The sequence below is a fragment of the Confluentibacter lentus genome, assembly GCF_002806995.1.
GTDB classification, from domain to species: domain Bacteria; phylum Bacteroidota; class Bacteroidia; order Flavobacteriales; family Flavobacteriaceae; genus Confluentibacter; species Confluentibacter lentus.
This window is the reverse complement of record NZ_NIHE01000001.1, coordinates 842,635-863,698: the sequence shown is the minus strand read 5'-3', so window position 1 is coordinate 863,698 and position 21,064 is coordinate 842,635. Positions and strand designations below refer to the sequence as shown.

Annotated in this window: 13 protein-coding genes; 7 read left to right on the top strand and 6 right to left on the bottom strand. The window is 34.4% G+C overall.

Annotated features, from left to right (window positions below):
• Positions 1-116 precede the first annotated feature (116 nt).
• Positions 117-791 carry a response regulator gene (locus tag CDH50_RS03815; protein WP_100610538.1) on the bottom strand — a complete coding sequence of 225 codons (675 nt, stop codon included), beginning with the start codon at positions 789-791 and terminating at the stop codon, positions 117-119.
• An 11-nt stretch (positions 792-802) separates the two neighbouring features.
• Entirely contained in the window at positions 803-2,848 is a 2,046-nt protein-coding gene (locus tag CDH50_RS03810; protein WP_100610537.1) for an ATP-binding protein, read from the bottom strand.
• A gap of 309 nt (positions 2,849-3,157) precedes the next feature.
• Between CDH50_RS03810 and CDH50_RS03805 the strand changes: the two genes are divergently transcribed.
• The 4 genes from CDH50_RS03805 (at position 3,158) to CDH50_RS03790 (ending at position 10,298) form a co-directional block, all read left to right on the top strand.
• Positions 3,158-4,564 carry a glycogen synthase gene (locus CDH50_RS03805; protein WP_100610536.1) on the top strand — a complete coding sequence of 469 codons (1,407 nt, stop codon included), beginning with the start codon at positions 3,158-3,160 and terminating at the stop codon, positions 4,562-4,564.
• A gap of 6 nt (positions 4,565-4,570) precedes the next feature.
• A complete protein-coding gene (locus CDH50_RS03800; RefSeq protein ID WP_100610535.1) occupies positions 4,571-5,836 on the top strand; it encodes a glucose-1-phosphate adenylyltransferase in 1,266 nt (421 codons plus the stop codon).
• Positions 5,837-5,839: 3 nt separating this feature from the next.
• Positions 5,840-7,750: a 1,4-alpha-glucan branching protein GlgB gene (gene glgB, locus CDH50_RS03795; protein ID WP_100610534.1), complete on the top strand. Its 1,911-nt coding sequence runs from the start codon at positions 5,840-5,842 to the stop codon at positions 7,748-7,750.
• 142 nt (positions 7,751-7,892) lie between these two features.
• Positions 7,893-10,298: a glycoside hydrolase family 31 protein gene (locus tag CDH50_RS03790; protein WP_100610533.1), complete on the top strand. Its 2,406-nt coding sequence runs from the start codon at positions 7,893-7,895 to the stop codon at positions 10,296-10,298.
• Positions 10,299-10,345: 47 nt separating this feature from the next.
• Here CDH50_RS03790 and CDH50_RS03785 read toward each other — a convergent pair whose 3' ends face one another.
• A complete protein-coding gene (locus CDH50_RS03785) occupies positions 10,346-12,202 on the bottom strand; it encodes a cation:proton antiporter (RefSeq protein WP_100610532.1) in 1,857 nt (618 codons plus the stop codon).
• A 132-nt stretch (positions 12,203-12,334) separates the two neighbouring features.
• On the opposite strand from CDH50_RS03785, the gene CDH50_RS03780 reads away from it, so the two are divergent.
• The gene (locus tag CDH50_RS03780) at positions 12,335-14,125 is read left to right on the top strand and encodes a cation:proton antiporter (RefSeq protein WP_100610531.1); all 1,791 of its coding nucleotides are present in this window, start codon (positions 12,335-12,337) and stop codon (positions 14,123-14,125) included.
• 165 nt (positions 14,126-14,290) lie between these two features.
• Here CDH50_RS03780 and CDH50_RS03775 read toward each other — a convergent pair whose 3' ends face one another.
• Genes CDH50_RS03775 through CDH50_RS03765 form a run of 3 tightly spaced genes read right to left on the bottom strand, consistent with a single transcriptional unit; the run spans position 14,291 to position 18,383 of the window.
• Entirely contained in the window at positions 14,291-16,054 is a 1,764-nt protein-coding gene (locus tag CDH50_RS03775; protein WP_100610530.1) for an SLC13 family permease, read from the bottom strand.
• Positions 16,055-16,060: 6 nt separating this feature from the next.
• Entirely contained in the window at positions 16,061-18,082 is a 2,022-nt protein-coding gene (locus tag CDH50_RS03770; protein ID WP_100610529.1) for a cation:proton antiporter, read from the bottom strand.
• Entirely contained in the window at positions 18,075-18,383 is a 309-nt protein-coding gene (locus tag CDH50_RS03765) for a DUF202 domain-containing protein (protein WP_100610528.1), read from the bottom strand. Before CDH50_RS03765 ends, CDH50_RS03770 begins: the two co-directional genes overlap by 8 nt.
• A 184-nt stretch (positions 18,384-18,567) precedes the next feature.
• On the opposite strand from CDH50_RS03765, the gene CDH50_RS03760 reads away from it, so the two are divergent.
• Together CDH50_RS03760 and CDH50_RS03755 are read left to right on the top strand one after the other, a co-directional pair.
• Entirely contained in the window at positions 18,568-19,428 is an 861-nt protein-coding gene (locus CDH50_RS03760) for an MBL fold metallo-hydrolase (RefSeq protein ID WP_100610527.1), read from the top strand.
• Between the two features lie 30 nt (positions 19,429-19,458).
• On the top strand, positions 19,459-21,063 hold the full coding sequence (locus tag CDH50_RS03755) for a S8 family peptidase (RefSeq protein WP_100610526.1): 1,605 nt from the start codon (positions 19,459-19,461) through the stop codon (positions 21,061-21,063).
• Position 21,064 lies beyond the last annotated feature (1 nt).

Below are 21,064 nucleotides of genomic sequence, written 5' to 3'. Positions count from 1 at the left end.
ATTCTCGATTATTAATAGCGCTCAAATATAAATGGTAAGTGGTTATAACGTCAAAGGTTTTTCCTCAAAATAAGTAAGGCTGTTCCGTAATTACACCGCTAAATACACTTAAATAGTTAGATAAAACCTTTTTCCTCTGCAATTCTAAAAAGATCTCTGTCTTCTTTATCGGCTAAATTAAAAATCTCTTTAAGCACACGTTTTCTTTTTTCTAATGCTGAGATGGACAACGGTATGATCTCTGGCAACTGACTCATTTTTGTACCTTTAGATAATTCATATAATAACTTTCTATCAACAGCGTCTATTAAAAAATCATTGGCCGTTAACTTACGCATTAATTCAATGACCGATTTACTATAATAAGGCTTCCCTTCGATTATGGATTCAATAGCCAAAACCAGTTCTTTAGGATTTAAATCGTTCTTTATTAAAAATCCTTCTGGGTTTAAGCTTTTAAAAATAGAATTGATTCTGTAATTATCATTAAACGTCGTTGATACCACTATTTTGGAATCGGGCAACAGTTCAATTATTTTAAGTCCCAAATCTTCACCAGATAATAGTATTCCTTCTTTAGATGGCGGTAATTTAATGTCTAAAATAATAATATCAAATCCTTGTTGCTTTGAAGCGTCATTAATCTTTAAGTATGCTTCATCACAAGTATTTGCTGTACTAATTATGAAACTTAATTGGGGGTTTTTTAAGCTAATCTGAGAGAATGCCTTTTTATAAGCTTCTGTTATTAGTGGATGATCTTCAATAATTAAAACAAGATATGCATTCATAACTAAAAAAATTAAACTGGGATAATTATGTGTATTAAGGTTTTTTTATTTGGTATGGATTCTATTTTAAAAAAACCTTTTAGCTTTTGAACTCTTGAAGCTATGTTTTTTAGGCCAATACCTTTTTTGTCACTGTTGACATCAAAGCCCACTCCGTTATCTTCTATGACCAAATTTAACTCTTCTGCTTCTAAATAAAAATGAATCCAAACATGAGTGGCTTTTGCGTATTTAATAATGTTTTGTATCGCTTCTTGAAGGATTCTATACATATTAACTTTTGTAAAATCATTAATGCTATCAAATAAAATGCCTTTATTTATAATTTCATATTTAAAATTACCTACAATACTTTGGTTCTTTAAATAGTGATCCATTATCGATTCGAAATTTGTTTTTATTAGAACATCATCTCCTTTGAGCTCGTGAGATAATAATCTAATTTCTTTTTCAATCTTTTGGATTTCGTTTAAAAACCGTTGATAATCCTCTAAGGTATCTTTATCACCTTTTAAATCTAAAAAGCCCAGATTCATTCGAGTGCCTAGTAACTGACTTAATATACCATCATGTAAATCTTCTGCTATTCTATGGCGCTCTTGCATCCTGCCCTCCTCTAATTTGGCTTGCTGCCTAAGCATTAAACTGTAAATCTCTTGGTTGGCCTCTTGTTGCTCTTTGTCAAAAAGAAGCTTTTGATGCTTTCCTTGTTGCAGCCTTATAAAATATAATAATCCCAAACTTAGTATAAGAATGACTGCTATAATGGATATTAATATGTTTTGTGTACTTAAGCGTTCGGTCTCTTTTATATATTCATCGGTCTCAAATTGTATTCGGGCAAATTTATTTCTATTGGCACGCTCGTTGGCTATTAAGCTGTCATTAAGTGCTATGTATTTATATAAATAGGCTTTGCCCTCATTACCTTCTTTTAGTTTAGAAAGTTGTTTTAGGGCACGTAATTCTTCTTCATAGTTTTGAATAGTTTTGCTTAAATCATAAGCTTTATCAGCATAAAAAAGGGCTTTTTCTTTTTTGTTAATAGCCTCGTAGAACTTAGACATATCATTACTACTTGCGGACAGCTCATAAGGTAATTGTAAATCCTCAAAAATGCGATGAGCCTTGGTGAAAAGGGAATCTATTTTTTTTACATTATTATCTTTAGACAAAAACATGGTATAGGCCATATTGTTTAGAATGGCACCATAAGAACTAGGGTCTTTTTCGAATAATTCACTGTCCTCTAGTAAATCGTAATATATAAGAAGAGCCTTTTTGTAATATTTCATTAATCTATAAACTTCCGCCATATTGATTAATGCGTATAACTTGTTTTGATATTTATTTGGTATTTTATTACTAATCTCCAATGATTTTTGATAGTAATCTAATGATTTTTGATACTCTTTAATGTCCTTTAGATTCAACCCCAATAAATTATATGCATCTGATAAAAATTCTAGGCTTTCTTGGCTTTCTGGAACCGTTAAAATTAGATTAATTGCTTTTATTATTGTCTCTTGACTTCCGACATAATCCTGTTCAACTTTTTGCAAATTAGCTATATTATTATATATATTAGCTTGATATATTTTATATTTGTTTTCTTCATATGAGGGACTGTTTTCAATATATTTTATAGCATTGTAATAGTAATAATAAGAACTATCATTTGCTTTTTGGGAACGCGCATATATATATCCTAATCTAATAAATGTATGATATATATTTAATGTGTCATGCAAAGTATAAGCATCTTTTAGGTTTTTATGTAGCAAAGTTTTTGATTTATCAAAATATTTACCATTATGTAAATAAACCCAAGCAAGATTACTATTAGAATTTAAAACTATTGAATCTTGACCCATCCTTGTTGATAATGCTACAGCTTGTCTTGCATACGCTATCCTTGTTTCTAAATCAAATTTCGTGCTTTTGGAAAGTGTCCTCAATTCTTGTATACTATCCAATTGCTTTTTGAAAGTATTATTTTGAGCCCCTAAACTGGAAACAAGAAATAAAATAAATATATAAAGGTATTTTGTGCGCATATTTTAATAAAGAACAAAACAAATATAGAAACTAAAACATTTAAGTTATCATTTAAATAAAAAAGGCACAAAAGTGTATTTCTGGCTATAACTTATTAAATGAGGAAATATTTAAATTCACCAACAAGACCCTTTATGGTATTTTTAAAATGGAATCATTAAGATTTCTTAATGCTATTGGTTTTTTATGCTATATTATTATTGAAAATTTTGATTAAAGTTGATTCTTCAATATTTTCTTTAAAAATAAAATTTAGCTGGAAAAATGTATAATAATTTTGTATGTTTATAAAATAAGCTAAATTCTAAATGAAGATTATTCACGTAAGTGCAGAATGTTACCCTGTTGCAAAAGTTGGAGGGCTTGCAGATGTTGTTGGGGCATTACCTAAATATCAAAATGGTCCAAAAATATCTTCGCGAGTTATCATGCCATTTTATGATAACACGTTTACTAAAGAAAATCTATTTTCAACCATATATAAGGCAAATTTAAGTCTAGGTGAGGTTCCTTATGAGTTTAGAATTTTAACCCTTAAGGAAAAACCTCTTGACTTTGACGTTTTCTTTGTTGATGTGCCTGAACTTCTTTTTAAAGAGTTTGTGTATTCATTCAATGATACCGAGCGCTTTTTAGCGTTTCAAATCGCTACTTTGGATTGGATGCTAACGTGGGAAACCTTTCCAGATATTGTCCATTGCCATGATCATCATACTGGACTTATTCCATTCATGCTTCAAGAAAGTTTTAAATATGAAACTTTTAGAAAAATCCCTAATATTTTAACCATTCATAATGCGCAATATCAAGGGTGGTTTTCCCATGAAAAAGTGGGCTTAATCCCTGCTTTTGATTTTAACCATGTTGGCTTATTGGATTGGAGTGGAAATATAAATCCGTTAGCTGCAGCAATAAAATGTGCCTGGTGGGTTACAACGGTCTCTCCTAGTTATATGGAAGAATTAAAAATTGCCGCCAATGGTTTAGAGAGTTTACTAAGTGCAGAAAGTGCTAAATGTTCTGGTATTTTAAATGGTATTGATTGGAACGTTTGGAATCCTGAAACTGACCCTTACATTGTTGAAAATTACAATACAAAGACCGTTGATTCTGGGGCTTTTGCTAATAAAAAATATTTGTGTGATACCTTTAATTTAGATTTTGAAAAACCCCTTTTTGCATTTATTGGGAGACTGGTTGACGAAAAAGGATCCGATTTATTTCCTGAAGTATTCAAATTGGCCCTCGAAAAAAATAATGCCACCATATTATTATTGGGTTCAGGAAATAAGTTTGTTGAAAACCAATTGGAAGCCCTAAAAAATGATTATATTAGAACATATAACGCTTTTATTGGGTATGATGAAAAGCTATCCCATATTATTTATGCGGGAGCCGATTTTTTACTAATGCCTTCTCGAGTGGAACCTTGTGGTTTAAATCAAATGTATGCTTTAAGGTACGGCACCATTCCTATTGTGAGAAGTATTGGTGGATTAAAAGATACCGTTGTAGATATTTCAGAAAAAAACGGTTTTGGTATATGCCATGAAAACGTTACCGTTTTAGAAATAATACATGCTATTGATCGAGCCGTTGCTCTTTACAATGAGCCATCAAAATATAAAAAACTAAGAAGCGCAATCATGGAAATAGACCATTCCTGGAACGTTTCGGCACAAGAATACATAAATTTATATAACTCTATAAACTAACTAATTATGATTAACAATAAGGTTTTAGCCATCATATTAGGTGGCGGTCAAGGCTCCAGATTGCACCCATTAACAGAAAATAGATCTAAGCCTGCCGTACCTATTGCAGGAAAATACAGATTGGTAGATATCCCAATATCTAATTGTATTAACGCCGACATTAAACGTATATTTGTGTTAACCCAGTTCAATTCGGCCTCACTTAATCGTCATATTAAAGATACCTATCATTTCAGCTTTTTTAGTAGTGCATTTGTTGACGTTCTTGCAGCTGAGCAAACACCTGCAAACAAAGGTTGGTTTCAAGGCACTGCAGATGCTGTTCGACAAAGTATGCATCACTTTTTAAGACATGATTTTGAATATGCCTTAATTCTATCTGGTGACCAATTATATCAAATGGATTATGATAAAATGATAGAAGCCCATGAAAAAAATAACGCAAAAATTTCCATTGCAACCATTCCTGTTAATGCAAAAGACGCTACCTCTTTTGGTATATTAAAATCTAATGAAGAAAGTTTAGTGACCTCATTCATTGAAAAACCAAATGCTAGTTTGTTACCTGAATGGACTTCAGATGTTAGTGACGAGATGAAACGTGAAGGGCGTCATTATTTGGCCTCCATGGGTATTTACATCTTTAATAGAGACCTTTTAGTGGAATTGATGAACGACCCCTCTACCATAGATTTTGGTAAGGAAATCATTCCACAATCCATTGAAAAACATAAAACCTTAAGTTATCAATATGAAGGGTATTGGACAGACATCGGGAATATCGATTCCTTTTTTGAAGCAAATATAGGCTTGACAGATGATATTCCCAAGTTCGATTTATACGATAGAAACAAACGTATTTACACCCATGCTAGAATGTTGCCAACTACCAAAGTTGCCGGAACAACTTTAGACAAAGCTGTGATTGCCGAAGGGTGCATCATTGGTGCTGCTAAAATTGAGCAGTCCGTTATTGGTATTCGATCTAGAATTGGTAAAGAATCTACCGTTATAAAAACCTATATGATGGGTAGCGATTATTATGAAACCCTCAAAGAAATTGAAGAAAAACAAATTAAAATATTAATGGGCATTGGAGAGCGCTGCTTTATAAAAAATGCTATTCTGGATAAAAATTGTCGTATTGGTGATGACGTAAGAATAAATGGAGGCAATCACTTGCAAGACACAGAAACCGATACCTATGCTATTAGAGATGGTATTGTAGTAATTAAAAACGGAGCAACTATTCCTCACGGATTTGTAATTTAATATATGGCACAAGTAAAAGTTTATAGTCTATTTACAGACTTCGATATCAACCTTTTTAAAGCGGGTAAACACTATAGGCTTTTTGAAAAATTTGGTTCTCATATCGTTACCGTTGATGGTATTGATGGTACGTATTTCGCTGTATGGGCCCCTAGTGCCAAACAAGTCTCTGTCATTGGCGATTTTAACTTTTGGACAGAAGGAGAGCATCAATTAAATGTGCGTTGGGATAGCAGTGGTATTTGGGAAGGATTTATTCCTCTTGTTGGTAAAGGCAATTTATATAAATACAAAATTGAAAGTCATAATAACGGTATAAAAACGGAAAAGGCGGACCCCTATGCCAGGCGTAGTGAACACCCTCCCAAAACAGCTTCTATTGTTTGGGAAGACTCCTATAAATGGAAAGATAGCGATTGGATGAAAAAACGCAAGAAACACAATGCGTTAGATGCTCCATATTCTGTTTACGAAGTGCATTTAGGTTCCTGGAAAAGACAGGTAGAAGAAGATCGTTTTCTATCCTATTTTGAGTTGGCTGATGATTTGGTTACCTATGTAAAAGACATGAATTTTACGCATGTAGAACTCATGCCTATCATGGAATTCCCATATGACCCTTCGTGGGGTTACCAAGTAACGGGTTATTTTGCCCCATCCTCACGTTTTGGTTACCCAGAGGAATTTAAATATTTAGTTGATAAATTACACCAAAACGATATTGGTATTATTTTAGATTGGGTGCCTTCCCACTTCCCGGAAGATGCTCATGGATTGGGCTTTTTTGATGGCTCTTGCCTTTATGAGCATCCCGATAAGAGAAAAGGCTATCACCAAGACTGGAAAAGTTTGATTTTTAATTACGGGCGAAACGAAGTAAAATCGTTTTTAATAAGTAATGCTATTTTTTGGTTAGAACACTACCATACAGATGCTTTGCGTGTAGATGCTGTTGCTTCCATGCTATTTTTAGATTATTCACGTGAAGAAGGCGAATGGGAACCGAATATTTTTGGAGGTCGAGAGAATTTAGATGCTATTGCGTTTTTAAAAGAATTAAATGAGGCGGTTTATAAATCGTTCCCGGATGTGCAAACTATTGCCGAAGAATCCACGGCATTTACGGGCGTTTCTAAACCCGTATTTTTAGGCGGATTGGGTTTTGGCATGAAATGGATGATGGGTTGGATGCACGATACCCTTGATTATTTTTCAAAGGACCCTATTTACAGGCAATACCATCAAAACGACATCACGTTCAGTTTAGCCTACGCATTTACCGAAAATTTTATGCTTCCGTTATCGCATGACGAAGTGGTATATGGTAAAAATTCCATTTTAGGAAGAATGCCGGGTGATGAGTGGCAGCGTTTTGCAAACTTACGTTTGCTTTATGGCTATATGTTCACCCATCCCGGAACGAAATTGTTGTTTATGGGAAGTGAATTTGGCCAATATAACGAATGGGATTTTCAAGGTAGTTTAGACTGGAATTTGCTGGATTTTAAACCACACCAAGATTTAAAAAATTATTTTAAAGCTTTAAACGCCTTCTACAAATCCAATCCCGGTTTATTTGAAAAACAATTTAGCCACGATGGTTTTGAATGGATTAGTTATGATGACCACCAAAACTGTGTCATCAGCTACATACGTAAAGGAAACAATCCAGAAAATGATGTTGTGGTTTTATGTAATTTAACGCCTACTGTCCATAAAAAATATAAAATAGGTATTCCTGTAATGGGCAAATTGGAAGAAATATTTAATAGTGATGCTTTGGAGTTTGGAGGTAGTGGTGTTTCAAATAAAAGAGCCATCACCATAAAAAATGAATCGTGGAATGGCAAGAAAAATTCCGCACAAATAACGCTGCCTCCTTTAAGCATGATTGCTTTCAGTATAAAAGCATAGAAACGTTTGAGATTTATACAATTATACCGCTGATAATTTATGCAAGCCACAAATTATCAGCGGTATTTTTAATGAATATTGACAACAAAAGCCTATTAAATTTATTATTTTCGAGAATTAATTATACTTTTTAATTTCTTATATGATATTAAACACCGAATTAGAATATAAAGGGAACTTATTTCCCACAAAAATAATATCTTACGTAAAAAATAGGGATACTTTAACATTTACATCAGAAAACGGTGTGGCATTGCAGGTTACCGTGGTAAGGGATAGTGTATTGAGATTCAGATTCACCACAACATCTGTTTTTGAAAAAGATTTCTCGTATGCCATCACAAAATATGCTAGCAGAGGCTATAATTTTCTTGAAGTAACAGAAGATGAAACGTTTTATATCATCACCACATCAAAACTGATTTGTAATATTTCAAAAACCGATTTAAGAAGTTTTATTTATGATGCTAAAGACAAAACGCTTTTATGTGAAGACGAATTAGGGTTCCATTGGGAAGAAAGCTATCACTACGGCGGTAACATCGTTAAAATGTCAAAAACCGCACAAGACAGCGAAAGTTATTATGGTTTGGGTGATAAACCTACAGACAATAATCTTAAAGGGAAGCGTTTTGAAAATTGGGTAACGGATTCGTATGCCTTTGGTAAGCACACAGACCCCATTTATAAAGCCATTCCTTTTTATACTGCGTTACATCACGGCAAATCATATGGAATCTTTTTTGACAATACATTTAAGTCCCAATTTGATTTTTGCCAAGAAAGACGAAATATTACCAGTTTTTGGGCGCATGGTGGTGAAATGAATTATTATTTTATTTATGGCCCTGCGATGTCCGATGTCGTTGCAAATTACACCGATTTAACTGGGAAACCCCATGAAATGCCAGCACTTTGGACTTTAGGATACCACCAATGCAAATGGAGTTATTATCCGGAATCTAACGTTAAGGAAATCACCAATAAGTTTAGGGAATTACAAATTCCTTGTGATGCCATTTATCTGGACATCGATTATATGGAAGGATTTAGATGTTTTACTTGGAGTAAAGACTATTTTCCCGACCCTAAACGAATGGTTAAGGAATTGGCCGATCAAGGCTTTAAAACCATTGTTATTATTGACCCCGGCATTAAAATAGACAAAGATTATTGGGTTTTTAAAGAAGGCTTAGAAAAAGATTACTTCTGTAAACGTGCCGATGGGCCTTATATGAAAGGCAAAGTTTGGCCGGGCGAATGTTATTTCCCCGATTTTACAAACCCCGAAGTGCGCGAATGGTGGTCTGATTTGTTTAAAGAACTTGTTGAAGATATTGGCGTAAAAGGCGTTTGGAACGATATGAACGAACCTGCCGTTATGGATGTACCCGGAAAATCGTTTCCAGATGATGTGCGACATGATTATGAGGGCAACCATTGCAGTCACAGAAAAGCACATAACATTTATGGTATGCAAATGGCTCGTGCCACCTACCAAGGTCTTAAAAAGTTCTCCTATCCAAAAAGGCCATTTGTAATAACCAGGGCTGCTTATTCTGGAACCCAACGTTACACTTCAACATGGACTGGCGATAACGTGGCTAGTTGGGAACACTTAACCATTGCCAACGTACAAGCGCAACGTATGGCCATGTCTGGGTTTTCATTTGTTGGCTCGGATATTGGTGGGTTTGCAGAGCAACCTAATGGCGAATTGTATGCACGATGGATACAATTAGGCGTTTTCCATCCATTTTGTAGAACACACTCCTCTGGCGATCATGGCGATCAAGAACCTTGGGCATTTGGTAAAAACATTACCGATATTGTTAGGAAATTCATTGAGTTAAGATATCAGTTACTTCCTTATTTATACACCGCTTTTTGGAAATATGCCAGTGAAGGCATTCCTATTTTAAAATCGTTGGTGTTGTTTGATCAAGAAGATAAACATACGCACCATAGAAATGATGAATTTATTTTTGGTGAAAAAATACTGGTTTGCCCTGTAAACGCCCCTAACTCCAGAGGAAGACGCATGTATTTCCCGAGAGGAAATTGGTACAACTTGTGGACGGATGAATTGGTTGAAGGCGGTCAAGAACTTTGGGTGGATGCCGATTTAGATAGCATGCCCATATTTATTAAAGAAGGTTCTATGATTCCGAAATACCCAGTACAACAATATGTTGGGGAAAAGGTTATTGATGAATTAAAATTTGACGTGTATTATAAGCCGGGCAAAGAATCGTCGCAATTATTTGAAGATGCCCATGATGGCTATGATTATATTAAAGGCCGATATAGTTTTAGAGAATTTAATTTAATTGGTAAAGAAAAGGAACTCATAATACAACAACATAAATCAGGGAAATTTGATGCGCCTTATCAAACATTTAAATTAGAGTTTCATGGTTTGCCGTTTAAAGTGTCAAAAGTTAAAATTGATAAAGAAGGGTTTTTGTGCGAGGAAATCGTTGTTGATGGGGAAACAACCATCATCGTAGATAAAAACTTTAGGGAGCTTGTTATCACAAGCTCATAGAACATCCTACTAAATTATAAAATGGCATCTTTATTGGATGCCATTTTTTATATAGATTCTTTTTTTGGCACTTCATTAAAAGCTTCCTTATCAAAAGGTTTTCCTAAATAAACAAGCATGAAGTTTTTTTCTATAGTAAACGCCTTAGTTAGCTCACAAATAATATGTAATTCTCCAATAGCATCTTTTACAAACAGCGGTATAGCCTTCTGTTCATTATTAAGAATATCTATTTTTTTAAGAAACTCTTCTTGAGAATTTATAGGAACCTCATGGATAATTGGGTAATCTCGAGCCACTTCACTAAAATTAATAAAGTCATCTTTTTTAGAAAAAAGATTGTTGATAGAAATATTTTGTTGATTGTTGATTTCTTCCGATGAAATTAACCTATAAGCCCCTTTTTCACCCAATTCATTTTTAAATTTGTTTATACTATATTTATTTATTTCATCACTTCCTGTAAATGCAAACAAATAACCTATATCGCTTAATTCAACATCATTAGATAAGTCTTCAGAATAAATATTGGCTTGCATAGCGTCCAGATCTTTACTTTTGGCTTTATCTATATTGACCAAATTATTGTCTATTAAAACAACATGTCTGCCATTATTTTTTAAATATTTAGCTATGATTATTGATGCCTCAGAGGCTCCAATTATCAAAATGCCGTTGCTTGCTTTTAAATAAACACCTATCCATTTTGCAATGTGCCTTGCAGAAGCAGCATTCAAAAAAACTGTAACCATTACAGTGGTAAACACCAAAGGAGTTATATATTCAGCGAAAGGCTCTCCTTTTAAGGCAAGCTTGGTTCCAAACAACGATGCAATGCCTGCCGCCACAATACCTCTTGGTCCAACCCAGCTTATAAATACCTTTTCGTTAAATTTAAGCCCCGAATTTATACTGCTTAGAAAAACGCCTAATGGTCGTAAAACAAAAATAATGATTGCCATAAGAACAACCGTTTTCCATTGATATACAATCATTAAATCCTCAAGGTTGATATTGGCCGAAAGCAAAATAAAAAGAATGGATATTAGTAATACACTTAAAGACTCCTTAAAATAAAGCAACTCCTTTAAATTTGGCAATTTACTGTTTCCCAAAACCATCCCCATAACAACAACGGCCAAAAGACCTGATTCATGTGCAAAAATATCAGACTCCACAAACACCAAAAGCACCACGGAAAGAGCTGTGACATTTAGCAAATAATGAGGTATAAGTTTCTTTTTGATCGCAAAATAAAGTATCAAAGCTGCTGTAGTTCCAAAAGACAAACCAATAACAACAATTTTACCAAACTCCATAATGGCCTGTAGTGTATAACCATTGCTATCTCCAATACTAATAAATTCGAACATTAAAACCGCAGCGAGTGCTCCAATAGGGTCTATTAAAATACCTTCCCACTTTAAAACTGCCGATATTTCTTTTTTTAAAGGTATATTCCTTAGTATTGGAGCTATTACAGTAGGGCCAGTAACTATAATAAGTGCCGAAAACAAAAAAGAAACCTCCCAGCTTATACCAAAGATAAAATGTGCCGCCAAACCAGCACCTATAAAGGTTATAACAGCCGCAAAGCTTATCAATTTCAAAATAACTGGGCCGACTTTTGAAATTTCATTTTTTCTCAAAGTAAGTCCTCCTTCAAACAGTATGATACCTATTGCCAAAGAAACAAAACTATAAAGACTATCGCCTGGAAACAGCCCTTTCTTGCCATTCCACACGGGTTCTATCCACTTACTACCATCTTCTGAGAATAACGTAGATATAGGACCAACAAAAAGACCAATAAGTATTAATGGTAAAATTGCGGGAAGCTTAAATCGCCATGCCACCCATTGCGATAAAATACCCAAAATTACAATACCCGAAAGTTCAATCATATTATTAGTCGGATTTTTTTTAATCAGCAGCAAAATATTAAAAAATAGCTACTAAACACGCATGATTATGGGTTATTTTAAAAAAATGTCGGATATTTATAATGTCTCAGTTTTTAATTAAAGCACATAATTATGGAAGGATTTAGCATTTTAAACTTATTCATTGTGCTACTCTCGGCTTGGGGAGCTGGTGCTTTAATTAAACGTATTGGATATCCGAGCATTTTAGGAGAGTTATTGGTAGGTGTTATTATAGGCCCTCCCTTATTGGGCGTTGTAGAAACTTCTAGCACCTTAACCATTTTATCTGAAGCGGGAGTTATCCTGCTTATGGCTTATATAGGAACAGAAATTAATTTTAAAGACCTAGGCAAAGCTTCTTGGGCAGGACTTTTAGCCGCCATTGGTGGATTTGTAGTACCGTTTGCGTTGGGATATTATGTGGTAACCCTATCTGGAGGTACAAATATGGCTGGATTATTTGTGGGTATTGCTGTTGGAGTAACCTCTTTGGCTACCAAAAGCCGCATTCTTGTAGATTTAAACTTATTGGATACCCGTATCGCCTATGTACTCATGGCAGGTGCTTTGATTTCTGATACTTTAGCCCTTATTATTTTTGCAGGCCTATCTAGTTTTATAGACGCAGGTTCTGTAAACATATCAGAGATTTTAATAATTAGTGGTAAAATTTTATTGTTTTTTACCTTTGCGACTGCATTAGGTTTGTATGCCCTTCCTCGGCTTGGTAAATGGCTAACCAAAAGAAAGGTAGAAAATCGAACCTTTTACTTTACATTTCTCCTTATTATTGTTTTTGGCCTTTCAGAATTGGCTGAACTTGTAGGTCTTCATGGTATTTTAGGAGCCTTTATGGCTGGACTTTTTATAAAAGATGGCGTTTTTCCCCAAAAAATAACGAAAGAGATCATTCGCGTTTTTCATGATGTTTCTGTTGGTTTTATGGCTCCAGTTTTTTTTGTTACTGCTGGATTTCAAGTCTCTTTAGATGTGTTTCAAACAGATTTGAATCTTCTGCTTTTAATTCTTGGTGTCGCCTTTGTTGGAAAGATACTTGGAACCATTTTGTTTTATCTACCCAGTGGTAATGGCTGGCGAGAAGGCCTAGCCGTTGGAACCGGAATGAACGGGCGTGGTGCCGTAGAAATTATAATTGCAGGCATTGGTTTGCAAAAAGGCATCATCTCCCAAGAAATATTTTCTATACTTGTTTTTATGGCTATACTAACAACCCTTTCGGTGCCTTTTTTATTAACTTGGTCTACCAATTGGTTAAAAAAACGTGGCGAACTTGTAAAACAGTATTCAAAAAAAGGTTACTTAATTTTGGGAGCCAATCCCTTAGGGCTTCTCCTAGGGAAACACTTAAAGGAAACTACCAACGTTCTTTTTATAGATGCCAACAAAGCGGTATCAGAACTAGCAAAAGATAAAGGATTTAAATGTATCCATGGAAATATCTTGGACGAAACGACCTTAACGGAAGCCTCTGCTGGAAACTTTAGAACATTCATTGCGTTGACTGTAAATAATGAAATTAACTTATTGGCCTCGCAATTGGCAAACGATGCTTTTTTTATCCCCGAAAAATATATTGTTATATCACCAAATGAAAGTGGAGAAGGTGTGGGCATAAATTCGTTGAAAACGGCTTCTGCCTCTTCTTTGTTTGCGGGCAAAATTAACATCGAACCTTGGATAAGCAAAATCCAGTCTTTAAACTATAAAGAGATTGAAATTGTTATAAAAAAAGAAACCTCAACCCGTTTATGGCTTAAGGATAAATTAAAACAAAACAAAAACATACTCCCATTAATTATTGTAGCCAAGAACGGGGAAAAGCGCCCTTTTGGATACAATGATACTTTAGACGTAAATGAAAAAGTAATATCTGTTGAATAATTTACACCGTTTATTGGATAACACCAGAAACATAAAATTTAAATTATTAAATACAGTAAAATGCTAATTTAGGTCAACGAAGTGATCTTATTTGCCTACAAAAAAGCATGGTAGATATTAAAGATTTTCGTTATTTATGGAACCTACTTTAATTAATCAAAAGAATCAAAAAGGAAAAAAATAAGGAATAACAAAGGATGCTGCAATCCATATTATTACATTTAAAGGGGTTCCTACGCGTAAAAAATCATTAAACTTATAGTTTCCAGGGGCATACACCATGGTATTGGTGGGATAACTTACTGGCGTCATAAACGTTAATGAACAAGCAAACATCACTGCTACCAAAAAAGGGCGCTCACTGATTTCCATAATGGCTGCCAGACTAATAACAACAGGCGTTAGCAAAGCTGCCGTCGCTTTACTGGAAATAAGATTAGTTGAAATAAAGGTTATTAAATATAACAAGCTTAACGTAATATGCGGATTGTATTGTCCCAACGTATTTTGTACAAAACCGGCTATAAGCTCGTCGCCTCTCGTTTTTTCTAAGGCTGTTCCCATGGATAGTACGCCTGCCATCATAAAAATAACTTTCCATTCTACCGCGTTATAAGCTTCTATGGGTTTTAATATTTTAGTCAAAACCATTAACAAAGCTCCTATCATGGCACTTATTAATATTGAGGTAAAATTGAGGGATGCCGCCAAAACAACACCTAATCCAATCAACACCGCTGGTATGGCCTTTTTTAAATTAACCTTTTTCTTTTGATATTCTGAAAGTGTTACCACCAATTTTTTGTCTTCTAAATTTTTGATATCTTCTTTTTGTCCTAAAACTAACAGCATATCGCCTTCCATGAGCTTTACAGATGATAATTTGTCGAATATAATTTCGCCTCGGTGACGAATCGCCAATACCGACATATTATAACGTCTATTAAACTGCATGGATTTTAATGACCCTTCCGATAAACTGGATCCAAAGGGAATAATCACCTCATAAACATTATGATTGTCGGGGTTATTTACTAGTTTGCTCCCTTTAATTCTATAGCCTTTAACATCCAATAATTTATGAACCATTTGTGGCGGTAAAACGACTTTCAAAACATCGCCTTTTATAATCATGGTTTTAGGGCCTAAATCGTAGTTTAAAATCCCTTCTCTCATTATAGATAGGATATTTACATTGTAATCTAAAACCAGTTTTGAGTTTACTATAGTTTTATTAATGTCTATACTCCCTTCTTCTATAACTATTTCAATAACATATTCCTCTACTTGTTTAATAAGTTCACTAGCCTCATCTTTACGTTTTGGAAGTAAAAAAGGAGCAATAAAAAAGATATAAAGAAACCCTATAAAAAGCAAACAAAGTGCCGCCAAGCTAAATTCGAACATCCCAAATTCTTCCAGGCCATATTTTTTAGCATAACTACTAACTAAAATATTGGTTGATGTACCTATGAGTGTGCAAGTACCTCCAAAAAGCGCGGCAAACGATATGGGCATCAATAACCTTCCTGGGCTAATATTGGTTTCCCTACATACCGTTAAAGCTATGGGCAGCATTAATGCCACGATTGCCGTATCGTTTATAAAAGCTGAAAACAAGGCTGTAATCACACAAAATACAACAAGTGCCACCACATAATGAATTTTGGCCAATTTGATAATATGCCCACTTAGTCCATTTAAAATACCCGAATGAAATACGCCACCACTAACCACAAATATGCAGCCCAATGTTAAAGTGGCCGGATGGTTAAATCCAGAAAAACCTTCTTCAGGATTTAAAACACCTGCCACAATAAACAGTACCATAATTAAAATGGACGTGGTATCAATTGAAAAATAATCCTTAACAAAAAGAAAAATCCCAATACCGATGACACAAAATGTTATTATTAAGTCTGTACTCATAATAATCTACGGATAAACAATAATTTTACTAACTAAAGGAAACTGTTTTTCAAGTTTTGAAGGCAATTTATCAAGTTGGTTAAAATAGGACACGCTTCCTTTTCTTGCGGAAACAAGCACTATCAAATCGGTACTGTTGATATCTTTAGAAAGCACAAAAAAATCATCCCAATCAGTAAATTCTGAAAAAATAATTAATGGGATTGTTTTATTAATTTTCGCAAGTTTTACTAAGGCCTGTTTTGTTTCATTATTACAATTCATGTGAAAAGGGACACTTAACTCATTTGCCAATTTTGATAATTTGAACACCCAACTTGTAAAACTTTCCTCATTTTCTGCTCTTGGTGGCACAATAGCAAATATGCGTTTGTGATTTATCAGTGGATTTTCAAAATCTGAAATAAAGAGCGTTTTTTCGGTATTATCTATAATACTCTCCATTTTATCTCCCATCAGCTTGTCAAAAAAACCTGTTTTTTGTGGCCAACCTAAAATGATGATGTCTGCAGAAATCTCACGCGCCGTTCTAGAAATACCACTTGAAATGTTGTAATCTATAGTAGCTATAACTTCGGCCTTTGTTTCTGATGCTGCAAGGTCTTTTATCGTATTTTCCAGATTTTTTTTGGCTTTAGCAATATTCTTTCTCGCTTCTACATTATTAGGAACAACGGTTAAAATTATGATTGGATTATTTGATTTTCTGTCTTTAATATATACGGCAAAATCCAAAATCGTAGGCATATTTTCCGGATTTGCAATCGGTATCAAAATACGCTCACTTTTAAAAACAGTGCTTTGAACTTCCTCCACCTCATCAGCTATTAATATTGCCATTTTTTTAGCCGCTTGTTCCGTAGCAAAAGAAGCTACAATGCAAGTAATTAGAATTAGAATTATGGTGCCGTTTAAAATATTCTCATCTAAAATACCCGCTTTATATCCAACAAGAATAACGGCTAGAGTTGCCGCTGCATGTGAGCTGCTTAGACCAAATATCAATTGTCGCTGGATGCTATTATACTTAAAAACGAGTTGTGCAAAAAGAGCGGCAAACCATTTTCCTGCTAATGCAACCACAGATAAAGTTCCTGCTATAATTAATGCTGTTGGTCCGCTTAAAATAACATTAACATTTACCAACATGCCTACACTTATTAAAAAGAACGGAATAAAGAGGGAATTACCAATAAACTCAATACGGTTCATCAATACAGATGAATGTGGTATTAACCTATTTAAAGCCAGACCTGCTATAAATGCCCCTATAATAGGTTCTAACCCTGAAATTTCAGCCAAGAAGGCTGCAAAAAAAACAACCGATAACACAAAAATATAATGTGAATGTTTTTCGCTCTCCAATTTTCTGAAAAACCATTTGGCAATTTTGGGAATCACATAAAACATAATGACTGAAAAAATGGTTAACGATACACCTAACCGAATCCAAAACTCCTGTGTCAATCCGCCATTGTGTGACCCCATGATTATTGCTAAAATCATCAATACAGCCGTATCTGTTAAAATGGTTCCGCCAACAGTAATAGCTACTGTTTGATTTTTTGAAATACCTAACTTGCTTACTATAGGATAGGTCACCAAAGTATGGGTTGCAAACATACTAGCCGTTAAAAAACTTGGGTTGCCACCATAACCTAAAATATAATAACAAACAGGATAGCCAATTCCAAAGGGTATTATGAAAGTAAATAAGCCAAATAAAAGGCTCTTGTTTTTATTGGCTTTAAACTCATTTAAATCGAGTTCTAAACCTGCAATAAACATGATATAAAGCAAGCCTATGGTAGAAAACACATCAACAAAAAGTGACTTTTCCAAAAGATTAAATCCTTCAGGACCAATAACTATTCCGGAAATAATCAATCCAATAATTCCTGGTATTTTAATTTTTTTTAGCAAAATAGGTGCTAAAAGAATGATAAATAAAATAAGAGAAAAAATTAAAACTGGATTACCAAGCGGCAATTCAAATTCGGCTAATAGGTGATTTATAAAATCATTCATCCTTGTGTTCCTTTTTATAATATAAATTCTTTAAGCTTTTCTTTAAAAGCATAAATCTGTAAACTCCAACAACTAAAAAAATAACACTTAATAAAAGTGATAATAATCCTAAGTATTTAATATTTGAAAAACCTTCCAGCTGTAAAAAGGCAATACCCCCCAAAATGAGATAAAGCGATGACCTAATATATGATAGTAAAGTGCGTTCGTTAGCCAAGCGCGTTCGTTCTATGGCTAGATAATCTCTAAGAATAATTTCATCATCTGGTTTAAAATCACGCCCAAATTGTAAAATTTTCATCTTAGTTATTTTCATTGGGGATAGTGGTAAAAACTTCATCGGTGGAATTTGTTATAAAAATAGGGCAATAATTCGCAATCAACAAACTACTGCTGTTTAAAACTGTTAAAAAACAACTAATAAAGTTTAAGAATTTGCGCTTATTTTAACCGTTTTACTAATTTGCAAAATATTTTAATCCCTAATGCAGTTATATTCCATAAATTCTGGAAATTTTAAGTTAGATGGTGGTGCCATGTTTGGTGTGGTTCCAAAATCCATTTGGCAACAAACCAATCCTTCAGATGCCAATAATATGATAGATCTTACCGCCAGATGCTTGCTTATTGAAGATGGCAACAGACTTATATTGATTGATACTGGAATGGGCAATAAACAATCTGATAAATTTTTTGGGTATTATTATTTATGGGGTGATGATTCTTTGGATAATTCCTTAAAAAAACATGGTTTTCATCATGACGATATAACTGATGTGTTTTTAACGCATCTTCATTTCGACCACTGTGGGGGTGCCATAGATTGGAACAAAAACCATTCGGGTTATGAGACCGCCTTTAAAAATGCCCATTTTTGGAGCAATAAAAACCATTGGGCATGGGCAACCCAACCCAATAAACGCGAAAAGGCATCGTTTTTAGAGGAAAATATTTTGCCTATAGAAGCTAGCGGACAATTAAAGTTTTTAACGCTTCCTGAAGATGATTTGCTTAAAAATGGAGAGTTGGGTTTTGATATTTTTTTTGCTAACGGACATACTGAAAAACAAATGATTCCCATGATTCATTACAAAGACAAAACCATTGCTTTTATGGCCGATTTATTGCCAACTGTGGGACATTTGCCATTACCATTTGTTATGGGTTACGACACAAGGCCTCTATTAACCTTAAACGAGAAAGAAAAATTTCTTAATATAGCGGCAGATAATAATTATTATCTATTTTTAGAACATGACGCTAACAACCACATAATAACTGTAAAACATACCGAAAAAGGCGTAAGATTAAATGAGATATATACATCCCAAGAGGTTTTCGGTTAACAAACAATAGACTAATTCAAATACATAAAAATGAACAGATTTAAATCATTATCAGTAGCGGCTTTGGCGGCCGTATTATTTTATGGCTGTGGAAGTACCGCGCCAATAATATCAACACCTATAGAAAATATCGATTCTTCACCATTAAAGGTGTCGGCTTTAACAGAAAAGGAAAAACAAACCTGGGGACATTTAGATTTGGTTAAAGATACCATACCAGGCATGAGCGTTGATAAAGCCTATCAGGAGATTATTAAAAACAACAAGGGACAAACGGTTATCGTAGCTGTGATTGATACAGGTATTGATACGGACCATGAAGATTTGGATGGTGTTATATGGACCAATCCAAAAGAAATTCCAAATAATGGGATTGATGATGACAAAAATGGCTATGTAGACGACATACATGGCTGGAATTTTTTAGGAGATGCCTATAATGAACAATTGGAGTTTGTGCGTATTCTAGCTAGTAATGACACCAACAATCCTGATTATGCTAGGGCAAAAGCCGAGTATGATGAGGAATATGAAAAATATACAGGGCTTAAAACCAATTACGAACAGTTTTTACAACAATTAATTGCTGCGGACGACATTGTTTCAACACATTTGAACAAAAAGGAATACACGCAAGACGATGTTAATGCTATAAAAGCCGAAAACGAAAAACTGCAACAAGCAGTTGGGCTTATAAAATATGTATATAGTTTAGATAGTGGCAGCGTTACAGAATTTAAAAAACAACTAAACGAAGGTATCGAGCAATTTAATGATCGCCTAAACTATAATTTAAATCTAACCTTTAAAGGCCGTTTAAATGGAGACAATCCAGACGATATGTCCACAAAATACTATGGCAATGGTAATGTAAAACCAAGTAAAAAAGACGAAAGCCATGGTACGCACGTTGCGGGTATTATAGCTGCTGAACGCAACAATGGCAAAGGTGCTAACGGTGTTGCCAATAATGTAAAAATCATGTCCGTTCGTGCCGTTCCTAATGGAGACGAATACGACAAAGATATTGCCCTAGCCATTCGCTATGCCGTTGATAACGGTGCTAAAGTTATTAACGGAAGTTTTGGTAAATACTATTCACCTCACAGTGATTGGGTAAGGGAAGCCATTGCCTATGCAGGAAAACATGATGTTTTAATTGTAAAAGCGGCTGGAAATGAAGGCGAAGATTTAGATAAAAAAAACGTATACCCTAACGATCAAATTAATAATGGTCCAGAAGTGTCAGATACGTTTATCACCGTGGGTGCTTTAGAGCCAAAATATGGTGCCAATATGGTTGCCGATTTCTCAAACTATGGAAAAATTAATGTTGATGTGTTTTCCCCTGGAGCAAAAATATACTCAACTACGCCACAAAACGAGTATGACACTAAAGGTGGTACCTCTATGGCAGCTCCTGCGGTTGCGGGCGTTGCGGCGTTAATTCGTTCGCTTTATCCAAAATTATCGGCTGCTCAGGTTAAAAAGATTCTTATGGACTCTGGATTACCAATTAAAGCAAATGTTGTTGTGGGTGGTGATACCGAAAATGTAAAACCATTTTCAAACTTAACCTCATCGGGAAAAATGGTTAACGCTTATAATGCGTTGATTATGGCTTCGAAGCTATAAA